The following is a 21,567-nucleotide window of genomic DNA, read 5'->3' as shown; positions in this document are numbered from 1 at the left end:
TTTAATACAGGCCCGTAGTGCGGGCCTGTTATTAGTAAAAAACCCCGGTCTTCCGGGGTTTTTTGCATTCAGACGTTCAGATTAATGCCCGCTGCAAGGGGCAGTGCTGCTGCCAGTGCCTTTTTTGCGCCGGCGGGTGATCAGCTTGGTCAGTTCCCGCAGCCATAATACGGAGCTGGCAATGGCTGTGCAGAATAGCCAGTCCTCAAGGCTGAGGCTGACGGTGGAAAAGGCTTTCTGCAGGAAGGGCAGGTAGACCACAGCTATTTGCAGTAACAGTGACACGCCCACCGCCGCCCATAACCAGAGATTGGACAAGAGTCCAGCGAAGGCGCTTTGCTCGTCGGACCGCGAAATAAAGACGGTAAACAGTGAGAACAACACCAGAGTAGTGAAGGCCATGGTCTGGCCATAGGAGAGACTGCCGGTGCCCGGGATCAGGCCGCCGGGCATGGAGGCGTCGAGTACGAGGAGCGTGCCAGCTGCGGTAATAATGCCAACGAAAACAATTCCTGCCCACATAGTGAGTGTGAGCACACCTTCATTCCGGGATCTTGGTGGTCTGGTCATTGCTTCCCGGTCGCCTGGGTCCAGTCCGAGTGCCAGAGCTGGAGCACCATCGCTTACCATGTTGATCCAGAGGATCTGGGTCGCCAACAGGGGCAGGGCCAGGCCTGCGCCGTTTGTGGTCAGACCGAGCGTATCAGCCAGAAGTACACCGAAAAACATGGTCATTACCTCGCCGATGTTTGAAGACAGCAGGTAACGCAGGAATTTGCGGATGTTCGCGAAAATAGCCCGGCCTTCCTCGACGGCTGCAACAATGGTGGCGAAGTTGTCGTCTGCCAGAATGATATCCGAGGCCTTGCGTGACACATCCGTGCCGGTAATACCCATGGCAACGCCAATATCTGCGGTCTTCAGAGCGGGCGCGTCGTTCACGCCATCGCCGGTCATAGCGACGATGTTTTTCCCGTTCTGAAGAGCTTTTACTATCCGCAGTTTATGCTCCGGGTTAACTCTGGCATAAACGGAGACTTCCTCTACCGTCCGTAGCAGAACCTCATCCGTCATGGCATCTATTTCTGCCCCGGTAACAGCGCGGCCATCCGTGCAGATGCCCAGCTCTTTGCCGATAACAGCGGCTGTAACCGGGTGGTCGCCGGTGATCATCACTGGTCGGATACCTGCTGAGCGGGCGTGTGCAACGGCAGCTTTCGCTTCTTCCCGAGGGGGGTCGATCATGCCAATAAGGCCAACGAATATCAGATCCTCTTCGAGGTCCTCATCGATATCATCCGGCTCAAAGCCCTCTTCCGGAATATACCTCGCGGCAACACCCAGAGTGCGAAGTGCCTCACCGGCCAGTTCTTCGTTGGCTTGCAGAATACTGGTACGACGCTCTGGTGTCAGTGCGCGACTGCTGTCACCCACGCGCTCGCGGTTACAGCGGCCGAGAAGAACATCCGGCGCGCCCTTGGTAAATACCTGGATATACCCTTTGCGCTGGCTGTCGGTGTGAAGTGTGGACATCATTTTGCGTTCTGAAGAAAACGGCACTTCACCAACCCGGTCGTAGCGAGCGTCCAGTATGGCTTCTGTCAGCCCGGCTTTGCGTGCCGCAACCACCAGTGCACCTTCGGTCGGGTCACCCTGAACAGTCCACTGGCCCCGGCTTTCCTGCAGAACGGCATTGGTTGCACGGTCGCCCACGGTCAGAGCCCGCTCCAGCTCCATACGCAAAGGCTCACTGATAGTCTCAGCACTATTACTTGGGGAGGTGTCATGCACGGTAATATCACCTGTTGGCTCATACCCTGTGCCCCCCAGTGTTATCCGTCCACTGGCTGTCACTATGGCTCGCACGGTCATTTCGTTGCGGGTGAGAGTGCCTGTCTTGTCGGAAGCGATCACATTGGCCGCCCCCAGTGTTTCCACGGCAGCCAGGTGTCGGACAATGGCATTACGGCGGGCCATACGCTGCACGCCAAGGGCGAGGACGGCCGTTACTATGGCCGGTAAACCCTCAGGCACTGCGGCTACGGCCAGAGCCACACCAAGAATAAGTACATCGAACAGGGTAGAAAAACTGGTGACGTGCTCTGCCAGGATAATGGTGAAAATCATCACCACTGCAATCGCGATGACTGCCAGCCCCAGCATTCTGCCGACCCGGGCCAGATCCTTCTGCAAGGGGGTGGTCTCAGGTGGAGCTTGTTCCAGCATGCCCGCAATCCGGCCCATCTGTGATTGCATGCCAGTTGCTGTTACCACCGCAGTGCCACGACCATAGGTAACCGTGGTGCCGCTGAAAATCATATTCTGGCGATCGCCGACAGGGGCGTCGCTGATGATGGTTTCAGGGTCTTTGGATTCCGGAAGGCTTTCACCAGTCAGGGCTGCTTCGGAGGTTTGCAGGGAAATGGACTGAATCAGCCGGCAATCCGCCGGAACCGTGTCGCCTTCTTCAACAAGGATAATATCACCGGGCACCAGCCGGGTCGCCGGAATGCTTTGCTGCTGGCCACCCCGTATTACCCGGGCCTGGGCGGCAGACATTTGCTGCAGTTCTGCCACTGCCTGTTCTGCACGCGCCTGCTGGATATAGCCCATGGCGGCGTTAAAGAGAACAATGGCCAGAATTGCAATGGCTTCATAAGGAAGAGGGGAGTCTCGCTCTATCAGCCACAGGCCTACAGAGATGGCCGCAGCGAGCAAAAGCAGAATAACCAGGGTGTCGGTGAACTGGGCGAGTAGTTTTCGCCAGCCTGGCACGGGCCTGGCGGCTGTTAATTCGTTCGGGCCATCCTGTTCCAGGCGGTGCCGGGCTTCATGGTCATCAAGGCCTTGGTGTTTATTGCTCCCCAGAGCATCAATGACGGCGTCGGGAGATAGCCGGTAAGAGGAAACCGGCTCTTTTGGTGAGCGTTGGCTGGCCATGATCTTCCACCCACGATAATGCGACGTTCGGAAAGATCATTGTAGCCGTATATCCTGTATGCGCGGGTGATCTGTATCAGGAACTGGCGGTATCGACACCATACCGGGATCCACGCGCTTTCAGGCGATAGAACTCTTCTATCACTTCCGCCATGGCATCCTGGCAATAGGGTCGAAGACTGCCCAATACCAGATGTTTCGTCACTTCTCCCACGGAGTTGCCGTTGGAGAGCAGTCGGTACTCAAGCGTGACATTGCCGCGCTTGCCATTCGCTTCCAGGTCTGCGTTATGCAGTTCCAGTTCCGGAGAGGCGGCATCCAGACTGTCCAGGGTAAGGCTCATGCTCGCATACATCACCATGGGGCGATCCGGGTTGAACATCACACCTTTCGATTCCATCAGTGGCTTCAGAGTGTGAGGGAAGTTCTTGCCGGAGGCTGCCACGTAGCAGCGAACAAATTCTTCGATAACCTGCCTGTCCCGGGTTACCTCGCCACTGCGTGTTACTTCCAGATAGACTTTGCCATTCTGGTCGCACACTTCAATGGTTTCGTCATCGTTTTCCCGGAACTCCAGAGGTACGCCGCCACCCAGCAACGCACGAAACTGGAATGTCATGTTGCGGGAAAGCCCGAAACGCGCGACCACTACTGCAAAAAGCAAGTCTCCGGGAACGCAGAACCGGCGGGCATCAGGGTCGTGAATCGGATTGAAATCTCCCGCTACTTCCTTGGCGAACAGGCTGGCCTGGGATGCAGAAATATGTACGCGTCCGTCCTGGACTGAGTGAAAACGGTCTGGAAACATGTGTTACTTGTCCTGAGTGCAAAAGGGTGGCGTCACAACGTCCTTTGGTATGGTACCGGTGTCTGGCCTGTATGGGTATGCGCCATTCGTCCTTTCACCACACCTGGGGTCTTTTAAGAGGCACCTCAATCTTCACTTGATAGTGCTTTCCTATTAATCGGTTTTGATCAATTAATTTGAGCATTTTATTGCCAGGCCGTATCGTTTGAACATATCCAAATCAAAGATCACTTTGAATTCAGAAATTCAAACGATCAATCCAGGAATCGAGAGGGAGAACCTTTACATGTTGGACGCCAATATCAAGCAGCAACTGAAAGCTTACATGGAAAAACTGCAGCAGCCGATTGAGCTTGTAGCTGCCTATGACGATAGTGATAAGTCCCAGGAGTTAAAGCAGCTTCTGGAAGAAATCGAACCCATGTCCAGCAAAATCAGTTTGCGCACCGAGGAGTCGAATGATGTACGTCGGCCATCCTTTGCGATAAACCGCATTGGCAGCGATACAGGTGTTCGCTTTGCCGGCATCCCTATGGGGCATGAGTTTACGTCACTGGTTTTGGCTCTGCTACAGGTGGGCGGACACCCCTCAAAGGCGTCGCAGGAGGTTATTGAGCAGATTCAGCAACTGGACGGCGACTATGAATTTGAAACCTACTTTTCCTTGTCCTGCCAGAACTGTCCTGACGTTGTTCAGGCCCTGAATCTGATGAGTGTTCTTAACCCTGGCGTCCGGCACACAGCTATTGACGGGGCCCTGTTTCAGGATGAAGTGGAAAAGCGTGAGGTGATGGCGGTTCCCAGTGTTTACCTGAACGGCGAGCCCTGGGGCCAGGGACGTATGACACTGGAAGAGATAGTTGCCAGGCTGGACACCAGGTCTGACGAAAAAGAAGCCGGGAAGATCAACGAAAAAGATACTTTTGAAGTGCTGGTGATCGGTGGCGGCCCTGCTGGCTCAGCGGCGGCCATATATGCTGCCCGAAAAGGTATTTCTACAGGTATTGCAGCTGATCGCTTTGGTGGTCAGGTTGCCGACACTATGGGTATCGAAAACCTGATTTCTGTTCCCTATACCGAAGGTCCGAAACTGGTTTCGGCGATGGAACAGCACGTCAAAGAGTACGACGTGGATATCATGAATATGCAGCACGCCGAAAAGCTTATCCCGGCCACCCGGCGCGGGATGCCCCATGAGATCCGTCTGGCAAACGGTGCATCGCTCAAGGCCCGCACGGTTGTTTTGTCTACCGGCGCTCGCTGGCGCCCGCTGGGTGTCCCGGGTGAAGATGAATACCGTAACAAAGGTGTGGCGTACTGCCCGCACTGTGACGGACCTTTGTTCAAAGGCAAACATGTTGCAGTGGTTGGTGGCGGTAACTCCGGCGTGGAAGCGGCCATCGACCTGGCGGGTATTGTCGGCCATGTCACGCTGATTGAGTTCGGTGCTGAAATGCGGGCTGACGAGGTGCTGCAGAAGAAACTTCGGAGTCTGAACAATGTGGACATTATCACCTCTGGCCAGACCACCGAAGTGATTGGTGAAAATGGCAAGGTCAGTGGTCTGACCTACACGGATCGCAACACAGGCGAAAGCCATCGCGTGGCTCTTGAAGGTGTATTTGTTCAGATTGGCCTGGTGCCCAATACCGAGTGGCTTAAAGGTGATATAGAGCTGAGCCAGCATGGTGAGATCATCATTAATGACCGTAACGAAACATCTATCCCCGGTGTCTTCGCGGCCGGTGACGCAACGACTGTGCCCTACAAGCAGATTGTGATCTCCATGGGTGAAGGGGCCAAGGCGGCTTTGAGTGCCTTCGATTTCCTGATCCGTAATTCTGTTGAGTAAAATCTGATCAGGGTTTGCAGATAATGCGAAGGGCAGCGGAGAGATCCGTTGCCCTTTTTTGTTTTCGGGAACTGGCCTCTTCGGGTGCAGTGAGAGAGCTGAGGTATTCATTCGAGTTCGTGCTTGCGTCTGATTCTGATGCTCGGTAGCTTGAAGACACTACTACAATAACAATGCGGACGTTTCAGAAGTGGGGGTTTGTATGTTTTATCGCCCGATACTGATGCTGACCTTTTCCCTATACTTGTCAATGGGTTGCTCTGGCCTGGGAGCAGCTGTGCAGGTTGGTTCGCGCCCTGACGTTGTTTTTTTGTCGCCTGATGATTCCCCTTTCTGGCACATGGTTTCCGGTTTCATGACAGAAGTGGCTGCGGATCTGGACCTGAATCTTGAGGTTCTGTTGGACCGCAATGGTCACCGTTACAGTTACCTCCAGATAGCTGACGATGTGCTCAGTCGTGAAAACAAACCCGACTATCTTGTGTTCATGTGCAAGGAGCAGGTAACCACCCGAATGCTCAGGTACGCCAATGAGGTGGGTGTTAAGGTTTTCACATTTAATACTGGAATTCCGGACGCCACCAGGGCCTCCGTCGGGCTGCCGAGAGAAACGCTGCCTAACTGGATTGGGCACGTGATGTCTGACGATGCTGCCGCGGGTCGCAATTTAGCGATCCTTCTTGAACAGCAGTCCCAACGTCTGGGCCTGATCGGGCCGGGGCAGCCGGTACCGCTGATTGCACTCTCCGGAACCCTTGATTCATCCGCTGCCAAAGACCGGCAGCAAGGGCTTATGAGCACTGTTGATGCCAGTCAAAGCAAGCTTTTGCAGTTGGTGGATGCAGAGTGGGATCGCGAACTTGCCGCAGTGAAGACTCTGGTATTGCTACGTCGTCATCCGCAGGCCACAGGGATCTGGAGTGCCAGTGACGGGATGGCGCTGGGAGCTGTTAAAGCCGCAAGGAAGGCAGGAAGACTACCAGGCAAGGATGTTGTGATCGGTGGTTTCGACTGGGAACCCGAGGCACTTGCGGCGATCCGTAGCGGTGACCTTGCGGTTAGTTTTGGTCGCCATTTTATGGGCGGCGGTCTGGTCCTCCTGCTATTGCACGACTATCACTACGGGTTCGATTTTTCGGACGACAGGTCGTCAACTGTGCTTAGTTACCAGCTCCAGCCTGCCGACATAAACAACGTTGATATAATTGAGAAAATTATGGATCGTGAGCAATGGAGAAGCGTGGATTTCAGCCGTTTCAGCCGTGTGTCTGAGCCCGAAAAATCTGAAAGCAGGCCAGGCGCCGATGAACTGATAAACGAATTCACCAATGCTCTCATTGAGGCTTACTCGATATCCGTTTCCAGGCTGCTGCTCGGCCCCTGCATGAGTTCTGCACCCGACTCCGGGAACAGGTGAGGGTAGGCGTTCCGGACCCCGGACAAAATGAAGTTGTGGGGAAGGTCATCAAATACGCCATGGTCGTTGACGTATTCCATGTGTGCCTGACCTGCTTTGGTGTATTCCTGGAAAACTGAATCATTCACACCGTCAAATTCCAGAGGCTCTACGCTCATCAATTCGCATAGCTGCCTGTTGAAAGCAGGTGTGGCCTTGACCCAGTGACCATTCAGGTAAAGTTCGATATAGCCGTGCATGCGAAAAATGTCCGAGCGCAGCCATTCAATCAGTTTCGGGCTTGATAGGTGGTTGCGCACATCAGCAAGGCCCAGGCGACTCGGGATGCCTATGGATCGTGCTGCCGCGCCGAGCAATACTGCCTTGGGGATGCAGTAGCTTTCGCCGGTTCTGAGGGCATAGCTGGCGCTGAAGGTTTCGGGCTCAGGGGAGAATACATAAGGGTTGTAGCTCACGCCGTCCCGGGTCGCGAGATACAGGGCTTTCGCCTGTTCTACCGGTTCCTCTGGCACACCGTCAAGCCGGGCCGCAATCCAGGCTTTCAGGTCGGGCTGATTGTAGTCAAAAAAATCAGTGGGCTTGAGGTAGCGTTCCATTATTGTTGCCTGTCCGTTCAGGGGCCGAGCTCTGAGCATGTCTGTTTAGCTTGCTACAGGCAATGGCGATAACCACCACCATGATTGTCGCAATACGCCATCCTGAGCGTCTGAAAGAAGGCTGTCAGGCGTTGCGTACCAGCTCATAGGCACACATGTTGACCGCTGAGGCCAGATTGAGGGATTCGATTTCGCCTTTGCCCGGGATGGTATAGGGCGCCGCTGCCAGCTGAGCCAGTGCTTCGCCCGGAACGCCACGGGCTTCGTTACCAAACAGGTAACAGTCATGCTGGCCGAAAGACTTTGCTGTCAGTTTCTCACCCTGAAGGTCGAGGCAGGCAATGGATTTGTAGCGGTGGTTCAGGCTGCCCAGGGATACCTCGGTTTCCAGCGGTATATGGAAGATAGCGCCCATACTGGCACGTACAACTTTAGGGTTGTAAGGGTCTACGCTGCCAGGGCTCAGCAGGCAGCGAAACCCTCCAAACCAGGCCAGAGTGCGTAAAATTGTTCCGAGATTTCCGGGGTCCTGAACTTCGTGCAGGTAGATGGCCTTTTCGCCCGGTTCCGGCACTGGCTCAAGGTCATTGTCCGGCATAGGCACCACAGCCAGAATCCCCTGGGGGGTCCGGGTATCAGCGAGCTGGGCCATCTGGCGATCATTGATGCGATGGGTTCTGAACGGGCTTTGCCAATGTTCATGGGCGCCGGTTACATACAGCTCTGAAGTGCTTAGCGCGGGCTGGCGGCCCGCTGCTTTCTGCAGTTCGAGTACCAGGTGTTCCCCTTCTACCAGATAGTGACCCAGTGCCTGCCGGTATTTTTTCTGGTGCAGTTTTTTGATGTCGTCCAGCTTCACGATGGTGTTCCACCCTTGGCTTTCAGGTCTTCCAGCATGGCCATGGCCAGGGCCTCGGCAACCTTGATGCCGTCTACGCCGGCCGAGAGGATGCCGCCGGCATAGCCGGCTCCTTCGCCTGCCGGGTAAAGGCCTCGTGTATTCAGGCTTTGCAGGGTCGTGCGGTCCCGGGTGATGCGCACCGGTGAGGAGGTGCGGGTTTCAATGCCGGTCAGGATGGCATCTTTGCGGTCGAAGCCCCGGATCTGCTTGCCGAAAGCCGGCAGCGCCTCGCGAATGGCGTCTATGGCGTAGGGCGGCAGCGAAGGTGCAAGATCGCCCAGCTTGATACCCGGTTTGTAGGAAGGCTCGACTTCACCCAGTTTGCTGGAGGGTTTGTTTTTGATGAAATCCCCCACCAGTTGTGCGGGAGCGCAATAATCGCTTCCACCCAGCGTATAGGCGTGGGACTCCAGGGCTTCCTGCATATCCACACCGGCCAGAGGGCCTCCGGGAAAGTCCTCTTCCGGGTGAATGGCCACCACAATACCGGCATTGGCGTTGCGTTCGTTGCGGGAATACTGGCTCATGCCGTTGGTAACGACCCTCCCGGGTTCCGAGGTTGCAGCGACCACTGTGCCCCCGGGGCACATGCAAAAACTATAGACGGCGCGCCCGTTGCTGGCGTGGTGTACCAGTTTATAGTCTGCCGCTCCCAACGCCGGATGGCCGGCGTATTTGCCCAGGCGAGCGTTGTCGATGAGGGATTGCGGGTGTTCTATGCGAAAGCCGATGGCAAAGGGTTTGGCTTCAATAAATACGTCGTTACGCTGGAGCATACGAAAGACATCGCGCGCGCTGTGACCGACCGACAGAATGACATACCGGCTATGCAGTCGTTCTCCGGTGTCCAGCTCAACGCCTTCAATACGGCCGTTTTCGATAAGCAGGTCGGTGACTTTGCTTTCAAAGCGGATCTCGCCGCCCAGGCGGATGATTTCCTCGCGCATGGTGGACACAACGCCTGTCAGCCGGAAGGTTCCGATATGGGGTTTGCTGACGTACAGGATCTCTTCAGGTGCACCGGCCCGGATAAACTCGTGCATCACCTTGCGGCCGAAAAACTTCGGGTCTTTGATCTGGCTGTATAGCTTGCCGTCCGAGAACAGGCCTGCACCGCCCTCACCAAACTGGACATTGGATTCTGGTGACAGTTGCTTTTTCCGCCACAGTGCCCAGGTGTCTTTGGTGCGGCTGCGCACGTTCTTGCCGCGTTCCAGTACGATAGGGCGGAACCCCATCTGGGCGAGGATCAGGGCAGCAAACAGCCCACACGGGCCGAATCCGATTACGATCGGCCGTTCAGTGAGGCCCTCGGGCGCCCGGGCGACAGGATAATAATTGGTATCCGGCGCGAGCCGGATGTGCTGGTCTTTTTCAAAGCGGGCCAGAATGGCCTCTTCATTCCGGACGTGCAGATCAACGATGTAAACAAATTTGATTTCGGTGTTTTTTTTGCGGGCGTCGTAGCTGCGTTTGAATACTGTGAAGTCGGCCAGGTCTGCGTCGTCGATGCCCAGGCGCTCAAGAATAGCGGCCCGCAGTGCGCTTTCGGGGTGGTCCAGCGGTAGCGCCAGTTCGGTAAGGCGGATCATAGTACGTCCTGCCCGGCCTTTCTCCGTCGATGACGGGTTAATTGCCGGTTATTTAAGAGTTGGAAAATGTTGCAGCAATTGTACGTGCGCCCGGCCCGGTTGTCAGGATTTTGCCGCAGGCGGGCGAGGCACGTAGAATAGCCTGTCCGCTTTCCCTTTTGATGAGTCCCTATGGCCCGATCCAAAAGCAGTAACCGCTGGCTTGAAGAGCACGTGAATGATCCCTTCGTAAAACAGGCGCAGGTAGACGGCTATCGCTCGCGGGCCAGCTACAAGCTTATTGAAATCAACAAGAAGGACCGGTTGATTGCTCCCAATATGGTGGTGATGGATCTCGGCTCCGCGCCGGGTGGCTGGTCGCAAGTGGCCGTTAACCTGGTCGGCCACAAGGGCCGGGTGGTGGCCTCAGACATACTGCCTATGGATGCCATTGCCGGAGTGGAGTTTATTCAGGGAGATTTTACTGAGAACCCGGTATTCGAAGAGATCATGGCCACGCTAGGGGGTAGCCCGGTGGATGTGGTGATTTCCGATATGGCGCCGAACATCAGCGGGGTAACTGTGGCCGACCAGGCATCCTCCATGTATCTGATAGAACTGGCGCTGGACATGGCTTGTCAGGTGCTCAAACCCAAGGGCAGCTTTGTGGCCAAGGTGTTTCAGGGGGAGGGTTACGACGAATACCTGAAAGCCGTCAGGGCGGTGTTCGATAAAGTGGTGGTGCGTAAGCCGGACTCTTCCCGCGCCCGTTCCCGGGAAGTCTATGTGGTTGGCAAGGGTTTCAAGGGCTGATCCCTTGCTGCGCAGGCAAAAAAAGGGGCACCTGTAATCACAGGGCCCCGCAAAAGGACAAGGGCTTAACTTACAGGCTTGCCTGAAGTACCCGGCGGCACACTTCCGGCGTTACGTCGCCATGCTCGCCAAGCGCCACCATGCCGTGGCTTTCCAGGCTCTTGATCAATGGTTCAATGTCTTTCTCGCCAAGATCGTAGTCGCCAAGGCGGGTTTTAACGCCGAGTGATTCGAAAAAGTTCTGAGTCCTGACGATAGCGGCTTCGGCTCTCTCCTCCGCACTGCCTTCACGGATATTCCAGACGCGTTCGCCGTACTGAACCAGTTTGTCGAGTTTGGCGGCCTTGCGTTCACGTAACATCGACGGCAATACAATGGCCAGAGTCTGGGCGTGATCAAGGTTGTGCAGTGCTGTCAGCTCATGGCCCAGCATATGGGTTGCCCAATCCTGGGGTACGCCGCTACCGATCAGGCCGTTCAGGGCCAGTGTTGCCGTCCACATCAGGCTGGCTCTTACCTGATAGTTCTCGGGTTCAGCCAGTGCCTGCTCGCCGATTTCGGTCAGCGTCAGTAGCAGCCCTTCTGCGAAGCGGTCCTGTACCGGCGCCTGGGCCGGGTAGGTCAGGTACTGCTCAACCACATGGACGAAAGCGTCTACAACTCCGTTGCCAACCTGGCGCAGTGGCAGAGTGAAGGTCTTGGTGGGGTCGAGCACAGAGAACTGTGGAAACACGAAGTCACTGTGGAACGGTAGCTTCGCCTTCAGCGATTTGCGGGTAACAACGGCGCCCTTGTTCATTTCGGAGCCTGTGGCTGGCAGGGTCAGCACGGAACCGAAGGGCAGGGCTTTCTCAACATTGTTTCCACTCTGGAGCAGAATATCCCATTCATCACCATCGAAGACTGCTGCAGCGGCCACAAACTTGGTGCCGTCAATAACGGAACCGCCGCCGACAGCGAGAAGAAAGTCGATACCCTGCTCACGTACCTGGGCAACGGCTTTCATCAGGGTTTCAAAGCTCGGATTTGGCTCAATGCCGCCAAATTCTGAAACCTTGCGGTTGCCAAGGGCCGATGTAACTTCATCCAGAGTGCCGGTACGACGGGCGCTCTCGCCGCCAAACAGCACGAGCACTTTTGCGTCCCTGGGAACCAGCTGGTCAAGCTCGGCAATTTTCCCTTCGCCAAAGGCAATGCGGGTCGGGTTGTAAAAGTCGAAGTTGTTCATATGAAATCCTTACTCTTGGACTGTTAAGTTCGAAGTAGACCGGTCGTCTAGGGTCGGTATGAAAAAAACAGGCCCGATGGCCCGTTGCTCAAACAGGCTTTCCTAGCCGGTGATCAGTTCCTGCGTCAAGGCCATGGCATGCGCCATGTGCTGATCATCCCGATGAAGCTTGGTCAGCAGACTTGCGCCTAACCAGAGTTGGTAAAGGTTAGTGGCCAGTTGCCGTGCGTTCTGCTCTGGCAATGAGCCTTCTGCTATTGCAGCTTCAATGCACTGGGCAATACTGCTGATAATCTGGCTGGTGCCATCCCGGATAGTCAGGCGCATGGCCTCTGACAGATCGGCGACTTCGGCACTAAGTTTGACTACCAGGCAGTCCCTGAGGCCTTCCGGGCCGCAGTACTGATGCTGCCAGTTGGCCCAGTAGCTGATGAGCCGGTCCAGCGCGGGCAGGCTCTCATCGCCGAAGCGCGCTGCGAGGTTTTCCATGTAACCTCTGAAGTAATCCTCCAGCACTGCCTGGCCGAAACTCTCCTTCGATTTGAAGTAATGGTAGAAGGAGCCTTTCGGCACACCTGCCTGCTGAAGAATGGTGCTCAGTCCGACCGAGCTGAAGCCCCGTGCAGCGAGAATTTCGCGGCCGGTGTTCAGCAGGTGTTGGCAGGTGTTTTGGTGTCGATCCATGGCGCAAGGATAAAGCCGACTAGACCGGTCGTCTAGTCGTTGTTAACCCGTATCCTTGTATTTAACTCTCGAAGCCCTGCATCACATTCACAGCATTGACGCCAATTGCCTCGACGTCGTAGCCGCCCTCCATGGTGAATACGGTGGGTAGTCCAAGCTGCTCAATGCGTTTACCCAATGACAGGTAATCCGCTGATTTCAGTTTAAAGAAGGAGATCGGGTCCTCTTCAAACGTATCCACTCCCAGGGCGATAACCAGTGCGTCCGGCCGGAATGCTGCAATGCGTTCGCAGGCGGTTTCCAGCCCCTTGCTCCAGACGCCATAGGGTGTGCCGGGAGGGTAAACAATGTTGAGGTTGTAGCCTTCACCCATATCTTCACCGGTTTCATCTTCAAAACCGAGGAAATGGGGGAATACCAGGTCCGGGTCGCCGTGCAGGCTGATGGTCAGGACATCGCTGCGATCATAGAATATGGCCTGGGTGCCGTTGCCATGGTGGAAGTCCACATCGAGGATGGCAACACGTTCGCAGCCATTATCCCGAAAGGCCTGAGCCGCAATGGCAGCGTTGTTGAAAAAACAGTATCCACCGAAAAGGTCAGCGTGGGCATGGTGCCCGGGCGGCCGGCACAGGGCAAAAGCCGCCCGTTCGCCATTAGCTACCAGATTTTGTGCCGTCAGCGCGACGTTCGCAGAGGCGCAGGCTGCTTCCCAGGTTCCGTCGGAAATGGAAGTTTCCGCGGCAAAACTGTAGTAGCCGAGCCGGCCGTCGATGTCTTTGGGTATCCGCGCCCGCATGCCCCGGCCACACCAGACAGCGGGAATGGCTTCTCCCGGCTTGCCTTCGGCTACCCAGTCCGTCCAGCAATGCTTCAGAAAGTCTACGTAGTCTGGTTTGTGCACCCGCTTTACCGGTTCCAGCCCGAATTCTTTCGGTTCAAGCACCTCACCCAGGGTCTGAGACTTCACCCGCGCCAGAATGGTTTCTGCCCGCGAGGGCTTTTCGTGAGGCTCGATCAGGACACCGCCATCCAGTTCGGTTTTAACAGAGCGGCGACTGTGCAGTGGCGAGAAAACGGTTTTCATGGGGAACATATCCGGGTTGGCTTTGCTCCCGACTTTGCCACAGCCTTCGCCATGGCTCAAACGAAACCAGGGTGTTTAAGCCGTGGATTTTCGGCTATTGTCAGGGAGTAGTGTCGTATTGAAAATATCTTATTTACCTATCTGAAGGGACATGATTATGGCAAGCGACAATTACCATGAGCCGGTAGGCGAACTGACGGATGAAACCCGCGAAATGCATCGTGCTGTCGTTTCACTGATGGAAGAGTTTGAAGCGGTGGACTGGTACAACCAGCGAGTGGATGCCTGCAAGGACGCCGAGCTGAAAGCGATTCTTGTGCATAACCGCGACGAGGAAAAAGAACATGCCGCCATGGTTCTTGAGTGGATTCGCCGCAAGGATCCGGTTATGGACAAACACCTGCGGGAATTCCTGTTTACGGAAGGTCCGATTGGCCACCACGACTGATCGGACATAACCCCTGTGTTGTACCCTTTGTCGACGCTTGTGCTGGCTCCCGTCCTTATTGGCCAGGGTCGCTATGTGCGTCGGGTAACGCCGCGTCTGCCTGAGCCTGAGGGTGAACGTCATGGCACCGTTGGCCAGGGGCCGGAACTCCGTCTGCTGATTCTTGGCGATTCCGCTGCCGCCGGCGTAGGTGTGAGCAACCAGCAGGATGCGCTGGCGGGTCAGTTGGTTCGCAGGCTGGCCGGAGATCACCGTGTGATCTGGCGTTTGCTGGCCGCAACCGGGCGTAAAGCCGCGGATGTTCTGGAAGCGCTCAACGCTGAGCCGGGCGATCATTATGATGTCGTGCTCGTTTCTGTTGGCGTTAACGATGTCACTGGCCGCACCGGCACACAGCAGTGGCTTTCGCTTTTGAACGAGCTTTCAGATCGCCTGATCAACGGCCTGGGCGCCGCCCGGGTTCTGTTCACTGCGATTCCGCCCATGCATCTTTTCCCCGCTTTGCCTCAGCCTCTGCGTTGGTATCTGGGTATGCGGGCCCGGCGGCTGAACGGATTAATGGAAAGTGTATGCAAAAGCCGCAGTGAGCTTGAATACCTGTGTGTGTCCTTTCCCTTTGAACCCGGCTTTATGGCTTCGGATGGCTTTCATCCCGGCTCTGATGCATACCGGCTATGGGCCGGGCATGCTGCCAGTTGCATTTGCAATGGAGCCCAGGCGCCAACCCCTGAAATCGTGCAGGGCATCACTGGGTCTTCAGGGCATGTGTATTAACACTTGGTTGAATGAAAACAAACTCTCTGAGCAAGTATCCGGACCCCTTTGCATGGCCGAAGTGGTCTAGTATGAGGTACACCTTTCACTTAAGGACACATTATATGAAGACATTAAAGGCTGTTGCTTTACCCCTTATTTTCCTGCTGTGCTCGGGCCTGGCCCAGGCTGCGGAAGGCCTGATTGTGGTGAAAAGTAACCATAGTGTGGCGGCTACGGCAGATAAACTTGAAACAGTTTTGAGCGAAAAAGGTATGAAGGTCATGAACCGGATCGATCATGCAGCCGGTGCTGAGTCGGCCGGTCTGGAGCTGAGACCCACCGAAGTGGTGATTTTTGGCAATCCGAAAGTAGGCTCGCCACTGATGCAGTGCGCACAGAGTGTGGCTGTGGACCTGCCCCAGAAAGCACTGGTTTGGGAAGATGAAAGCGGACAGGTGTGGCTGGGTTATAACGACCCGCAATACCTGAAAGCCAGGCATTCCATAGAAGGCTGCGATGCTGTTCTTGAAAAAGTGAGTAATGCGCTGGCGAACTTTGCCAAAGCGGCAACCCACTGAGGCCCGGAACAGACCAGGGGTATCCTCATAATTGCGGATACCCCGCACTGCGTTGAATACTTAGGCTTACCGGTTTCTCTGTTCAGGAAGTTCCTCTTTGCAGCTGGTACGCTCTGCTCTCGCTTATATTGCTCTTATTGCAGCCATTCTGGCGCTCGTTCCGGGTATGGCCGGTCTTGGTGCCGGGGCAGTCAGCCTGGCGGTGATTCTGGGGTGGCAGGACATGCGACGGGTGCCCAAGGCTGTTTTTCTGGTTGCGGGCCTGAGCCTGGTGTTTGCCCTGGGGCGGGATCCCGGGCTGATTACTGCAGCGGCCGGGAACATGGGGCGGCTGGCGGGGCTTGTGCTGGCGGTGATGCTGCTTTCCTCCGTGCTCAGCCGTACCAGCGATTTACAGCAGATTTCATCCAGCCTTTTTGCCGGTAAGCCTCTGGCCCGGTATCTGAGCCTTGCCTTTGGTACGTCTCTTGTTTCTATACCTCTTAACTTTGGCTCCGTGGCCGTTGTAGGCAGCCTGGTTGGCGAGCGTGTGCGCAGTGACGGTGACTCGCCAGCTACCCGCAACGCAACCCGGGCGGTGTTGAGAGGGTTTGGTGTATCTCCAACATTTTCTCCATTATCGATTTCAGTGGTTCTGACTCTCACGCTTCTGCCGGGGCTGGGCAGCCTCGATTTGTTACTGTTTACCGTCCCGTTTTCTGCTGCGCTCATACTGTGTGGGTTAGTCTGGCGCGAACCTGAAGTCCAGCAGGAAACTGTTACCTCCGGGCGAAGTGCAGGTCTGGCGCCCTGGTTGAGGTTTGGTGTCCTGATTCTGGCAATTTGTGCGGGTGTGTTCCTGCTCAGTCATTGGTATCCGCTCAGTTATGCCCAAGCGGTAACCCTCAGCTGCATGGGCGCAGTGGTGGGTGCAAGGCTACTGGCCTGGAGCCGGAAAACAAACCCGCCACTGGTGAGCATGGCCAACGTCAGCAACGAGTTGGCTATTGTGGGTGGTTCTGCATTCATCGGTTCTATAATCAGCGGGGCTGTGCTGGGGCAGATCAACGGTGATCCTGATATGCCCATCTGGCTTTGGCCGGTTCTGGCAGCCTGCGTACCCTGGGTATACTTCGCTGCCGGCCTGGCGGGTATTAATCCCATTGTTATAGGCACTCTGGCAGGGGGCATTCTTGGAGGGATCTGGCCGGCCAGCGCACTGATTGGTCTGGGTATCGGTATGGTAACCGGGTGGGGTGTTACCGCGTTTGGAACCCCTTTTGCTGCCAACGCGCTCATCATGGAACGTCTGACAGGCTACAGGGCCACAGATGCCTCTTTTCTCTGGAATCTCCGCTTGTCACTTACGGGTCTTCTGGCTGCCAGTCTGCTCGCCTCTGGCGTTACCCTTGCACTGATATAAGGCTCTGCCTGCATCTGCCGCAGCTATAATCACCTATAGCTAATTCCCCAGGCCTCTGTTATTGTTCGCGCATCCTGCCTCTAGGGATCCTGCAGTTTCCGGCTTTAAAGTCGCGTTGCAAACCATTCATACGACCTGTCAGAGGACGTCACCCCGATAACGGCGAGTGACTGTAGTCGTCTTTTATCCCATGAATCTTCATGGCATCTGCCCGCATTCGCCGAGAGTGGTGTTCGCTGAGGCAGAACAATCAAGAGTTAATCATATATGAGTTTTTCTTCACTCGGTTTGTCCGAGCAGCTGGTCCGTGCAACTACCGACCAGGGTTATGAAACCCCGTCCCCCATTCAGCTTCAGGCTATTCCTGCCGTACTTTCCGGCAAGGATGTAATGGCTGCAGCCCAGACGGGCACAGGTAAAACCGCCGGCTTTACGCTGCCATTGCTGCAGCGCCTGGCTGAGAATCCCCGCACAGGCAAAGGCCCGCGCGCACTGATTCTGACACCTACCCGTGAACTGGCGGCGCAGGTCCATGACAGCGTTAATCTGTACAGTAAATATGTTCCCACCAAAGCCGCTGTGGTTTTTGGTGGTGTAAAAATCAATCCGCAGATGATGAAGCTTCGCAAGGGGCTTGATGTGCTGGTGGCAACGCCAGGACGCCTGATGGATCTGTATCAGCAGAATGCTGTGCGCTTCAACGAAGTGGAAATCCTGGTACTGGATGAAGCCGACCGCATGCTGGACATGGGCTTTATCCGCGATATCAGAAAAATCCTGGCACTGCTGCCGGCCAAGCGCCAGAACCTGCTGTTTTCAGCTACCTTCTCCGGGGAAATCCGTACCCTCGCCCAAGGCCTGCTGAATAACCCGGTACAGGTGGAAGTTGCAGCCAGGAATACGACGGCTGAGAAAGTGAAACAGTCGGTTTATTCCGTTGACCAGAGCCAGAAAACGGCACTGCTGAGCAAACTGGTACGTGATAACAGCTGGGAGCAGGTGCTGGTGTTTACCCGCACCAAGCACGGGGCTAACCGTCTGACCCAGAAACTGGAAAAAGACGGTATCACGGCAGCGGCAATCCACGGCAACAAATCCCAGGGTGCCCGCACCCGGGCACTGGCGGAGTTCAAGCAGGGCGCTGTCCGCGTTCTGGTTGCTACTGATATTGCGGCTCGTGGCCTGGATATCAAACAGCTGCCCCAGGTGGTGAATTTTGAGCTGCCAAATGTGCCGGAGGATTACGTACACCGTATCGGCCGGACCGGTCGTGCAGGCGAGAGTGGTCATGCGCTGTCACTGGTGAGTGCCGATGAAGGCAAGCTGCTGGCGGGTATTGAGAGGCTGATCAAGAAACAGCTGCCGCGCAAAGAAGTGGAAGGTTTTGAGCCAAAGAACAATCTGCCGCTCAAGCCCAAAGCCAAAGCGGATCCCAGCAAAGCCCGCAATCGCAGCGGTGGTAACGGGGGCGGAAATGGCCGGCCTGGTGGCAAGCCGCGCAGTTTTGGTGACAAGCCTGGCGGGCGTAGCGGTGGCCGCAGTCAGAATAGCAGTGGCCAGCGTGGCCGCTCTGGCCAGAGCCAGAGTGCCTAGAGCCGGAAGGCTTCAGGTAACTGATTAAACAATGCGGAGCTTCGGCTCCGCATTGTTGTTCTGGCGTCCGGGGAAGCCGGAACCTGGACATAAAAAAAGGGGCTGTATAAGCCCCTTATAAAGAACACGCGCTCCGGCTACCCGTAAATGTGGTTGCCGGGCTACGGCGCGATCAGAACTTGTAGGTGAAACCTACCATGTAAACCATCGGGTCGATTTCGACTTCGAATTCGTCTGTTTCTGCAAGATAGTTACCTGCACCATCGTAGACTTTTACGGTAGCGTCTGTATTGATGTCTGCCCACCAGATGGCTGCGTTCAGACCAAAGTTTTCACTCAGCATGTAATCCATACCCAGCTCCACTGCAACACCAACACTGTCATCCAGCTCAAGTTCACTGGCGGGTGCACCAATGGCAGTATTCAGGGCTGCAGTTGTTTTCTCTTCAAAGAAAGTCGTGTAATTCACGCCCACGCCAACATAAGGCTGCAGCGCCGATGAACTTTGCATCGGGAAGTACTGCAGTGTCAGCGTTGGTGGCAGGTGTTTGGTTTCACCAAGTTTCAGGCTGGTTGGAAGGTCTCCGCCGCCATTGATGTTGTGTTTGAATGGGGTTGCGCCCAGAACACCAATGCCGAAATTGCTGGTGAGCATATAGGTAGCACGGAGGCCAAGCTGGGTGTTGGTGTCTACGGTAACCTGCGAATCCACACCAGGACCCAGCAGAGGTGCGCCACCGACAGTAATTGAGTCACTCGAATCATCTGGAGCCACATGCACAGCACCGGCACGCATAATAAAGTCGCCGGCCTCGAAAGCCTGTGCGGCTGGCGCTACGGCCATAACGGCAGCTGCCATAACGCTGAGTTTGAAAGTACGGGACATATCTATCTCCTTAAACCTGAATCGTTGTTGCGCACAGGTTAAAGGCCAGAGGAATTGGAAACTTGATTTGGCGCAATAATCCCGGTGGGATCATTTACGTTAGTGCGGCCGATTGACGCAACTCAAGAAATGGGCCTGAAACGTAATTGTACTGGTTGTCAGGCCGAGTCTTTTTTGCTGCCGAGGGAGCTTGCGTCAGGTACAAATACGTCCCGTAGCGTGATGGGCTCGCCTTTGGCGTTTTGCACCTGGACGACAGGGATAGGTTGTCCTGTCTCCCGGTCGCGCAGATCCAGCGGTACGTCGTCGGGCGCAGGGTTCCACTTGTCGCCCCACTGGCGCAGGGCAATAACCACTGGGAACAGGTCGCGACCCTTCTCGGTAAGCCGGTATTCAAAACGGGAACCGTGTTCGCCAACATCTACTTTTTTCAGCACGCCGTTGTCCACGAGCCGGGTCAGGCGATTACACAGTATGTTTTTGGCAATGCCCAGTTCCTGTTGAAAATCCACAAAACGCCGGGTGCCGTACATGGACTGCAGCACAATAAGCAGGGACCACCAGTCCCCCACCTGATTCAGGGCGCGGGCGACGGAGCAATTGGAGTCATCAAAACGTTTTCTGGCCATGGTTCAAGTGTACAGAATAGGGTTGCATCTTAAAACCAGATTAAATAAAGTTGCGTTAAGAAACCAAATTAGTAAGGTGGCTATCGGCTGCTGCGCTTGTTTCATTCAATTCCGATTTTTCAGGGAGTAGTGACGGATGACCATGAATCTTGGCCCCATCTTCGAACCTTTCAGGGTTCACAACCTTACCCTTCGCAACCGTGTTGCCATGGCGCCCATGACCCGCAACTTCTCGCCCAAAGGTGTTCCTGGCGAAAATGTAGCTGCCTATTACCGTCGCCGGGCTGAAGCTGGTGTCGGCCTGATTATCACCGAGGGCACTACGGTGAATCACCCCGCTGCCAATGGCTATCCCAATGTTCCTGCGTTTCATGGTGATGAGGCCCTTGAAGGCTGGAAGAAGGTAGTGGACGCTGTGCATGAAGCAGGCGGCGCCATCTTTCCTCAGCTCTGGCACGTGGGCGCGGTGCGCAAGGAAGGGGCAGAGCCTGATCCTTCCGTTCCCGGTTACAGCCCGTCGGGCCTGTTTGCTCCCGGTAAGCCAAACGGCAAGGCGATGAGCAAAGAAGACATACAGGATGTGGTCAAGGCGTTTGCCGATGCAGCACAGGATGCCAAAGCCCTGGGGTTTGATGGTGTCGAGATTCATGGTGCCCACGGTTATCTGCTTGATCAGTTCCTGTGGGAAGGTACCAATCAGCGTGATGATGAGTATGGCGGCAGCATGGAAAACCGTCTGCGCTTTGTGGTCGAGATTGTGGAAGCAATTCGCCATCGCGTGGGCCCTGAATTCCCCGTCATGCTTCGTTTCTCTCAATGGAAACAGCAGGACTATGACGCCAGACTGGTGAACAGCCCTGAAGAGCTCGAGCAGTTCCTCAAGCCGCTGGTTGAAGCCGGAGTGGATATTTTCCACGCCTCGACCCGCCGTTTCTGGGAGCCGGAGTTTGAAGGTTCCAGCCTTAATCTTGCAGGCTGGACTCAGAAGTTGTCTGGCAAGCCAGCCATGTCGGTTGGCAGCGTCGGGCTGACGGAAGATTTCATCAGCGGCACCATGGCGAGCAAACAGGAGTCGGTTGAGCAGTCCGGCATTGACGAACTGGTAGAGCGCATGAGTAACCATGAGTTCGAACTGATTGCAGTGGGCCGTGCGCTTCTTCAGGATCCCGAGTGGCTCACCAAAGTGAAGGAAGGGCGGCTTGACGAGGTAGAGGATTTCGCCCGTAAATCCCTCACTACACTGTACTGATTCGAGGCGAAAATAGTTCTTCTCTGATGCGGTATCCGGGAGCCCCGGTGCCGCACCAGCCTTCCCTCTCTTCCCTTCAAGAGTCTCCACCTGCCTTGCCTTTCAGACCGCCAGCATCAGCATGCTGAC

Annotated in this window: 19 protein-coding genes; 9 read left to right on the top strand and 10 right to left on the bottom strand. The window is 55.6% G+C overall.

Annotation, left to right across the window (positions count from 1 at the left end; genetic code table 11):
- Positions 1 to 81: 81 nt before the first annotated feature.
- The gene (locus tag CPA50_RS10725; RefSeq protein WP_096782523.1) at positions 82 to 2,940 is read right to left on the bottom strand and encodes a cation-translocating P-type ATPase; all 2,859 of its coding nucleotides are present in this window, start codon (positions 2,938 to 2,940) and stop codon (positions 82 to 84) included.
- Between the two features lie 76 nt (positions 2,941 to 3,016).
- A complete protein-coding gene (locus CPA50_RS10720; protein ID WP_096782522.1) occupies positions 3,017 to 3,748 on the bottom strand; it encodes a DUF3581 domain-containing protein in 732 nt (243 codons plus the stop codon).
- 286 nt (positions 3,749 to 4,034) lie between these two features.
- Between CPA50_RS10720 and ahpF the strand changes: the two genes are divergently transcribed.
- The gene (gene ahpF / locus CPA50_RS10715; RefSeq protein WP_096782521.1) at positions 4,035 to 5,600 is read left to right on the top strand and encodes an alkyl hydroperoxide reductase subunit F; all 1,566 of its coding nucleotides are present in this window, start codon (positions 4,035 to 4,037) and stop codon (positions 5,598 to 5,600) included.
- A 277-nt stretch (positions 5,601 to 5,877) separates the two neighbouring features.
- Positions 5,878 to 7,017, top strand: a complete 1,140-nt coding sequence (locus CPA50_RS10710) for an ABC transporter substrate-binding protein (RefSeq protein WP_179397208.1) — start codon at positions 5,878 to 5,880, stop codon at positions 7,015 to 7,017.
- On the opposite strand, the gene CPA50_RS10705 is transcribed toward CPA50_RS10710, so the two are convergent.
- The 3 genes from CPA50_RS10705 to CPA50_RS10695 form a co-directional block, all read right to left on the bottom strand.
- The gene (locus CPA50_RS10705; RefSeq protein ID WP_096782519.1) at positions 6,945 to 7,613 is read right to left on the bottom strand and encodes a transglutaminase-like domain-containing protein; all 669 of its coding nucleotides are present in this window, start codon (positions 7,611 to 7,613) and stop codon (positions 6,945 to 6,947) included. The genes CPA50_RS10710 and CPA50_RS10705 overlap by 73 nt on opposite strands.
- Before the next feature lie 124 nt (positions 7,614 to 7,737).
- Positions 7,738 to 8,472, bottom strand: a complete 735-nt coding sequence (locus tag CPA50_RS10700) for a TrmH family RNA methyltransferase (RefSeq protein WP_096782518.1) — start codon at positions 8,470 to 8,472, stop codon at positions 7,738 to 7,740.
- A complete protein-coding gene (locus CPA50_RS10695) occupies positions 8,469 to 10,106 on the bottom strand; it encodes an NAD(P)/FAD-dependent oxidoreductase (protein WP_096782517.1) in 1,638 nt (545 codons plus the stop codon). Before CPA50_RS10695 ends, CPA50_RS10700 begins: the two co-directional genes overlap by 4 nt.
- 171 nt (positions 10,107 to 10,277) lie before the next feature.
- Between CPA50_RS10695 and rlmE the strand changes: the two genes are divergently transcribed.
- Positions 10,278 to 10,898, top strand: a complete 621-nt coding sequence (rlmE, locus tag CPA50_RS10690; RefSeq protein ID WP_096782516.1) for a 23S rRNA (uridine(2552)-2'-O)-methyltransferase RlmE — start codon at positions 10,278 to 10,280, stop codon at positions 10,896 to 10,898.
- A 70-nt stretch (positions 10,899 to 10,968) separates the two neighbouring features.
- On the opposite strand, the gene CPA50_RS10685 is transcribed toward rlmE, so the two are convergent.
- From CPA50_RS10685 to CPA50_RS10675, 3 genes are all read right to left on the bottom strand, one after another.
- The gene (locus CPA50_RS10685) at positions 10,969 to 12,126 is read right to left on the bottom strand and encodes an iron-containing alcohol dehydrogenase (RefSeq protein ID WP_096782515.1); all 1,158 of its coding nucleotides are present in this window, start codon (positions 12,124 to 12,126) and stop codon (positions 10,969 to 10,971) included.
- A 102-nt stretch (positions 12,127 to 12,228) separates the two neighbouring features.
- On the bottom strand, positions 12,229 to 12,810 hold the full coding sequence (locus CPA50_RS10680) for a TetR/AcrR family transcriptional regulator (RefSeq protein WP_096782514.1): 582 nt from the start codon (positions 12,808 to 12,810) through the stop codon (positions 12,229 to 12,231).
- Between the two features lie 61 nt (positions 12,811 to 12,871).
- On the bottom strand, positions 12,872 to 13,897 hold the full coding sequence (locus CPA50_RS10675; protein ID WP_096782513.1) for a histone deacetylase family protein: 1,026 nt from the start codon (positions 13,895 to 13,897) through the stop codon (positions 12,872 to 12,874).
- A gap of 157 nt (positions 13,898 to 14,054) precedes the next feature.
- On the opposite strand from CPA50_RS10675, the gene CPA50_RS10670 reads away from it, so the two are divergent.
- The 5 genes from CPA50_RS10670 (at position 14,055) to CPA50_RS10650 (ending at position 18,674) form a co-directional block, all read left to right on the top strand.
- Entirely contained in the window at positions 14,055 to 14,345 is a 291-nt protein-coding gene (locus CPA50_RS10670; protein ID WP_096782512.1) for an encapsulin-associated ferritin-like protein, read from the top strand.
- A 15-nt stretch (positions 14,346 to 14,360) separates the two neighbouring features.
- Positions 14,361 to 15,119, top strand: a complete 759-nt coding sequence (locus CPA50_RS10665; RefSeq protein WP_096782511.1) for an SGNH/GDSL hydrolase family protein — start codon at positions 14,361 to 14,363, stop codon at positions 15,117 to 15,119.
- A gap of 104 nt (positions 15,120 to 15,223) precedes the next feature.
- On the top strand, positions 15,224 to 15,679 hold the full coding sequence (locus CPA50_RS10660) for a DUF302 domain-containing protein (RefSeq protein WP_096782510.1): 456 nt from the start codon (positions 15,224 to 15,226) through the stop codon (positions 15,677 to 15,679).
- A gap of 97 nt (positions 15,680 to 15,776) precedes the next feature.
- Positions 15,777 to 17,081, top strand: coding sequence for a hypothetical protein (locus CPA50_RS10655; RefSeq protein ID WP_096782509.1), 1,305 nt, complete (start codon positions 15,777 to 15,779; stop codon positions 17,079 to 17,081).
- A 267-nt stretch (positions 17,082 to 17,348) separates the two neighbouring features.
- Complete coding sequence (locus CPA50_RS10650) at positions 17,349 to 18,674, top strand: DEAD/DEAH box helicase (RefSeq protein ID WP_096782508.1); 1,326 nt, start codon at positions 17,349 to 17,351, stop codon at positions 18,672 to 18,674.
- 172 nt (positions 18,675 to 18,846) lie between these two features.
- Here CPA50_RS10650 and CPA50_RS10645 read toward each other — a convergent pair whose 3' ends face one another.
- Positions 18,847 to 19,560: an OmpW/AlkL family protein gene (locus CPA50_RS10645; protein ID WP_096782507.1), complete on the bottom strand. Its 714-nt coding sequence runs from the start codon at positions 19,558 to 19,560 to the stop codon at positions 18,847 to 18,849.
- Positions 19,561 to 19,718: 158 nt separating this feature from the next.
- Complete coding sequence (locus CPA50_RS10640) at positions 19,719 to 20,189, bottom strand: winged helix-turn-helix transcriptional regulator (protein ID WP_096782506.1); 471 nt, start codon at positions 20,187 to 20,189, stop codon at positions 19,719 to 19,721.
- A gap of 136 nt (positions 20,190 to 20,325) precedes the next feature.
- Between CPA50_RS10640 and CPA50_RS10635 the strand changes: the two genes are divergently transcribed.
- On the top strand, positions 20,326 to 21,438 hold the full coding sequence (locus CPA50_RS10635; RefSeq protein WP_096782505.1) for an NADH:flavin oxidoreductase: 1,113 nt from the start codon (positions 20,326 to 20,328) through the stop codon (positions 21,436 to 21,438).
- Positions 21,439 to 21,567 lie beyond the last annotated feature (129 nt).

The sequence above is a fragment of the Marinobacter sp. ANT_B65 genome, assembly GCF_002407605.1.
Classification (GTDB): domain Bacteria; phylum Pseudomonadota; class Gammaproteobacteria; order Pseudomonadales; family Oleiphilaceae; genus Marinobacter.
Note: the sequence above shows the minus strand (reverse complement) of the source record. Positions and strands in the feature narration are given on the sequence as shown.

Excerpts from the sequence above, each read along its gene's own strand:
- CPA50_RS10645 (WP_096782507.1), bottom strand. The coding sequence starts at position 19,560 with ATGTCCCGTACTTTCAAACTCAGCGTTATGGCAGCTGCCGTTATGGCC.
- CPA50_RS10650 (WP_096782508.1), top strand. The coding sequence starts at position 17,349 with ATGAGTTTTTCTTCACTCGGTTTGTCCGAGCAGCTGGTCCGTGCAACT.
- CPA50_RS10720 (WP_096782522.1), bottom strand. The coding sequence starts at position 3,748 with ATGTTTCCAGACCGTTTTCACTCAGTCCAGGACGGACGCGTACATATT.
- CPA50_RS10660 (WP_096782510.1), top strand. The coding sequence starts at position 15,224 with ATGAAGACATTAAAGGCTGTTGCTTTACCCCTTATTTTCCTGCTGTGC.
- rlmE (WP_096782516.1), top strand. The coding sequence starts at position 10,278 with ATGGCCCGATCCAAAAGCAGTAACCGCTGGCTTGAAGAGCACGTGAAT.
- CPA50_RS10670 (WP_096782512.1), top strand. The coding sequence starts at position 14,055 with ATGGCAAGCGACAATTACCATGAGCCGGTAGGCGAACTGACGGATGAA.
- CPA50_RS10685 (WP_096782515.1), bottom strand. The coding sequence starts at position 12,126 with ATGAACAACTTCGACTTTTACAACCCGACCCGCATTGCCTTTGGCGAA.
- ahpF (WP_096782521.1), top strand. The coding sequence starts at position 4,035 with ATGTTGGACGCCAATATCAAGCAGCAACTGAAAGCTTACATGGAAAAA.
- CPA50_RS10725 (WP_096782523.1), bottom strand. The coding sequence starts at position 2,940 with ATGGCCAGCCAACGCTCACCAAAAGAGCCGGTTTCCTCTTACCGGCTA.
- CPA50_RS10640 (WP_096782506.1), bottom strand. The coding sequence starts at position 20,189 with ATGGCCAGAAAACGTTTTGATGACTCCAATTGCTCCGTCGCCCGCGCC.
- CPA50_RS10680 (WP_096782514.1), bottom strand. The coding sequence starts at position 12,810 with ATGGATCGACACCAAAACACCTGCCAACACCTGCTGAACACCGGCCGC.
- CPA50_RS10695 (WP_096782517.1), bottom strand. The coding sequence starts at position 10,106 with ATGATCCGCCTTACCGAACTGGCGCTACCGCTGGACCACCCCGAAAGC.
- CPA50_RS10635 (WP_096782505.1), top strand. The coding sequence starts at position 20,326 with ATGACCATGAATCTTGGCCCCATCTTCGAACCTTTCAGGGTTCACAAC.
- CPA50_RS10705 (WP_096782519.1), bottom strand. The coding sequence starts at position 7,613 with ATGGAACGCTACCTCAAGCCCACTGATTTTTTTGACTACAATCAGCCC.
- CPA50_RS10675 (WP_096782513.1), bottom strand. The coding sequence starts at position 13,897 with ATGAAAACCGTTTTCTCGCCACTGCACAGTCGCCGCTCTGTTAAAACC.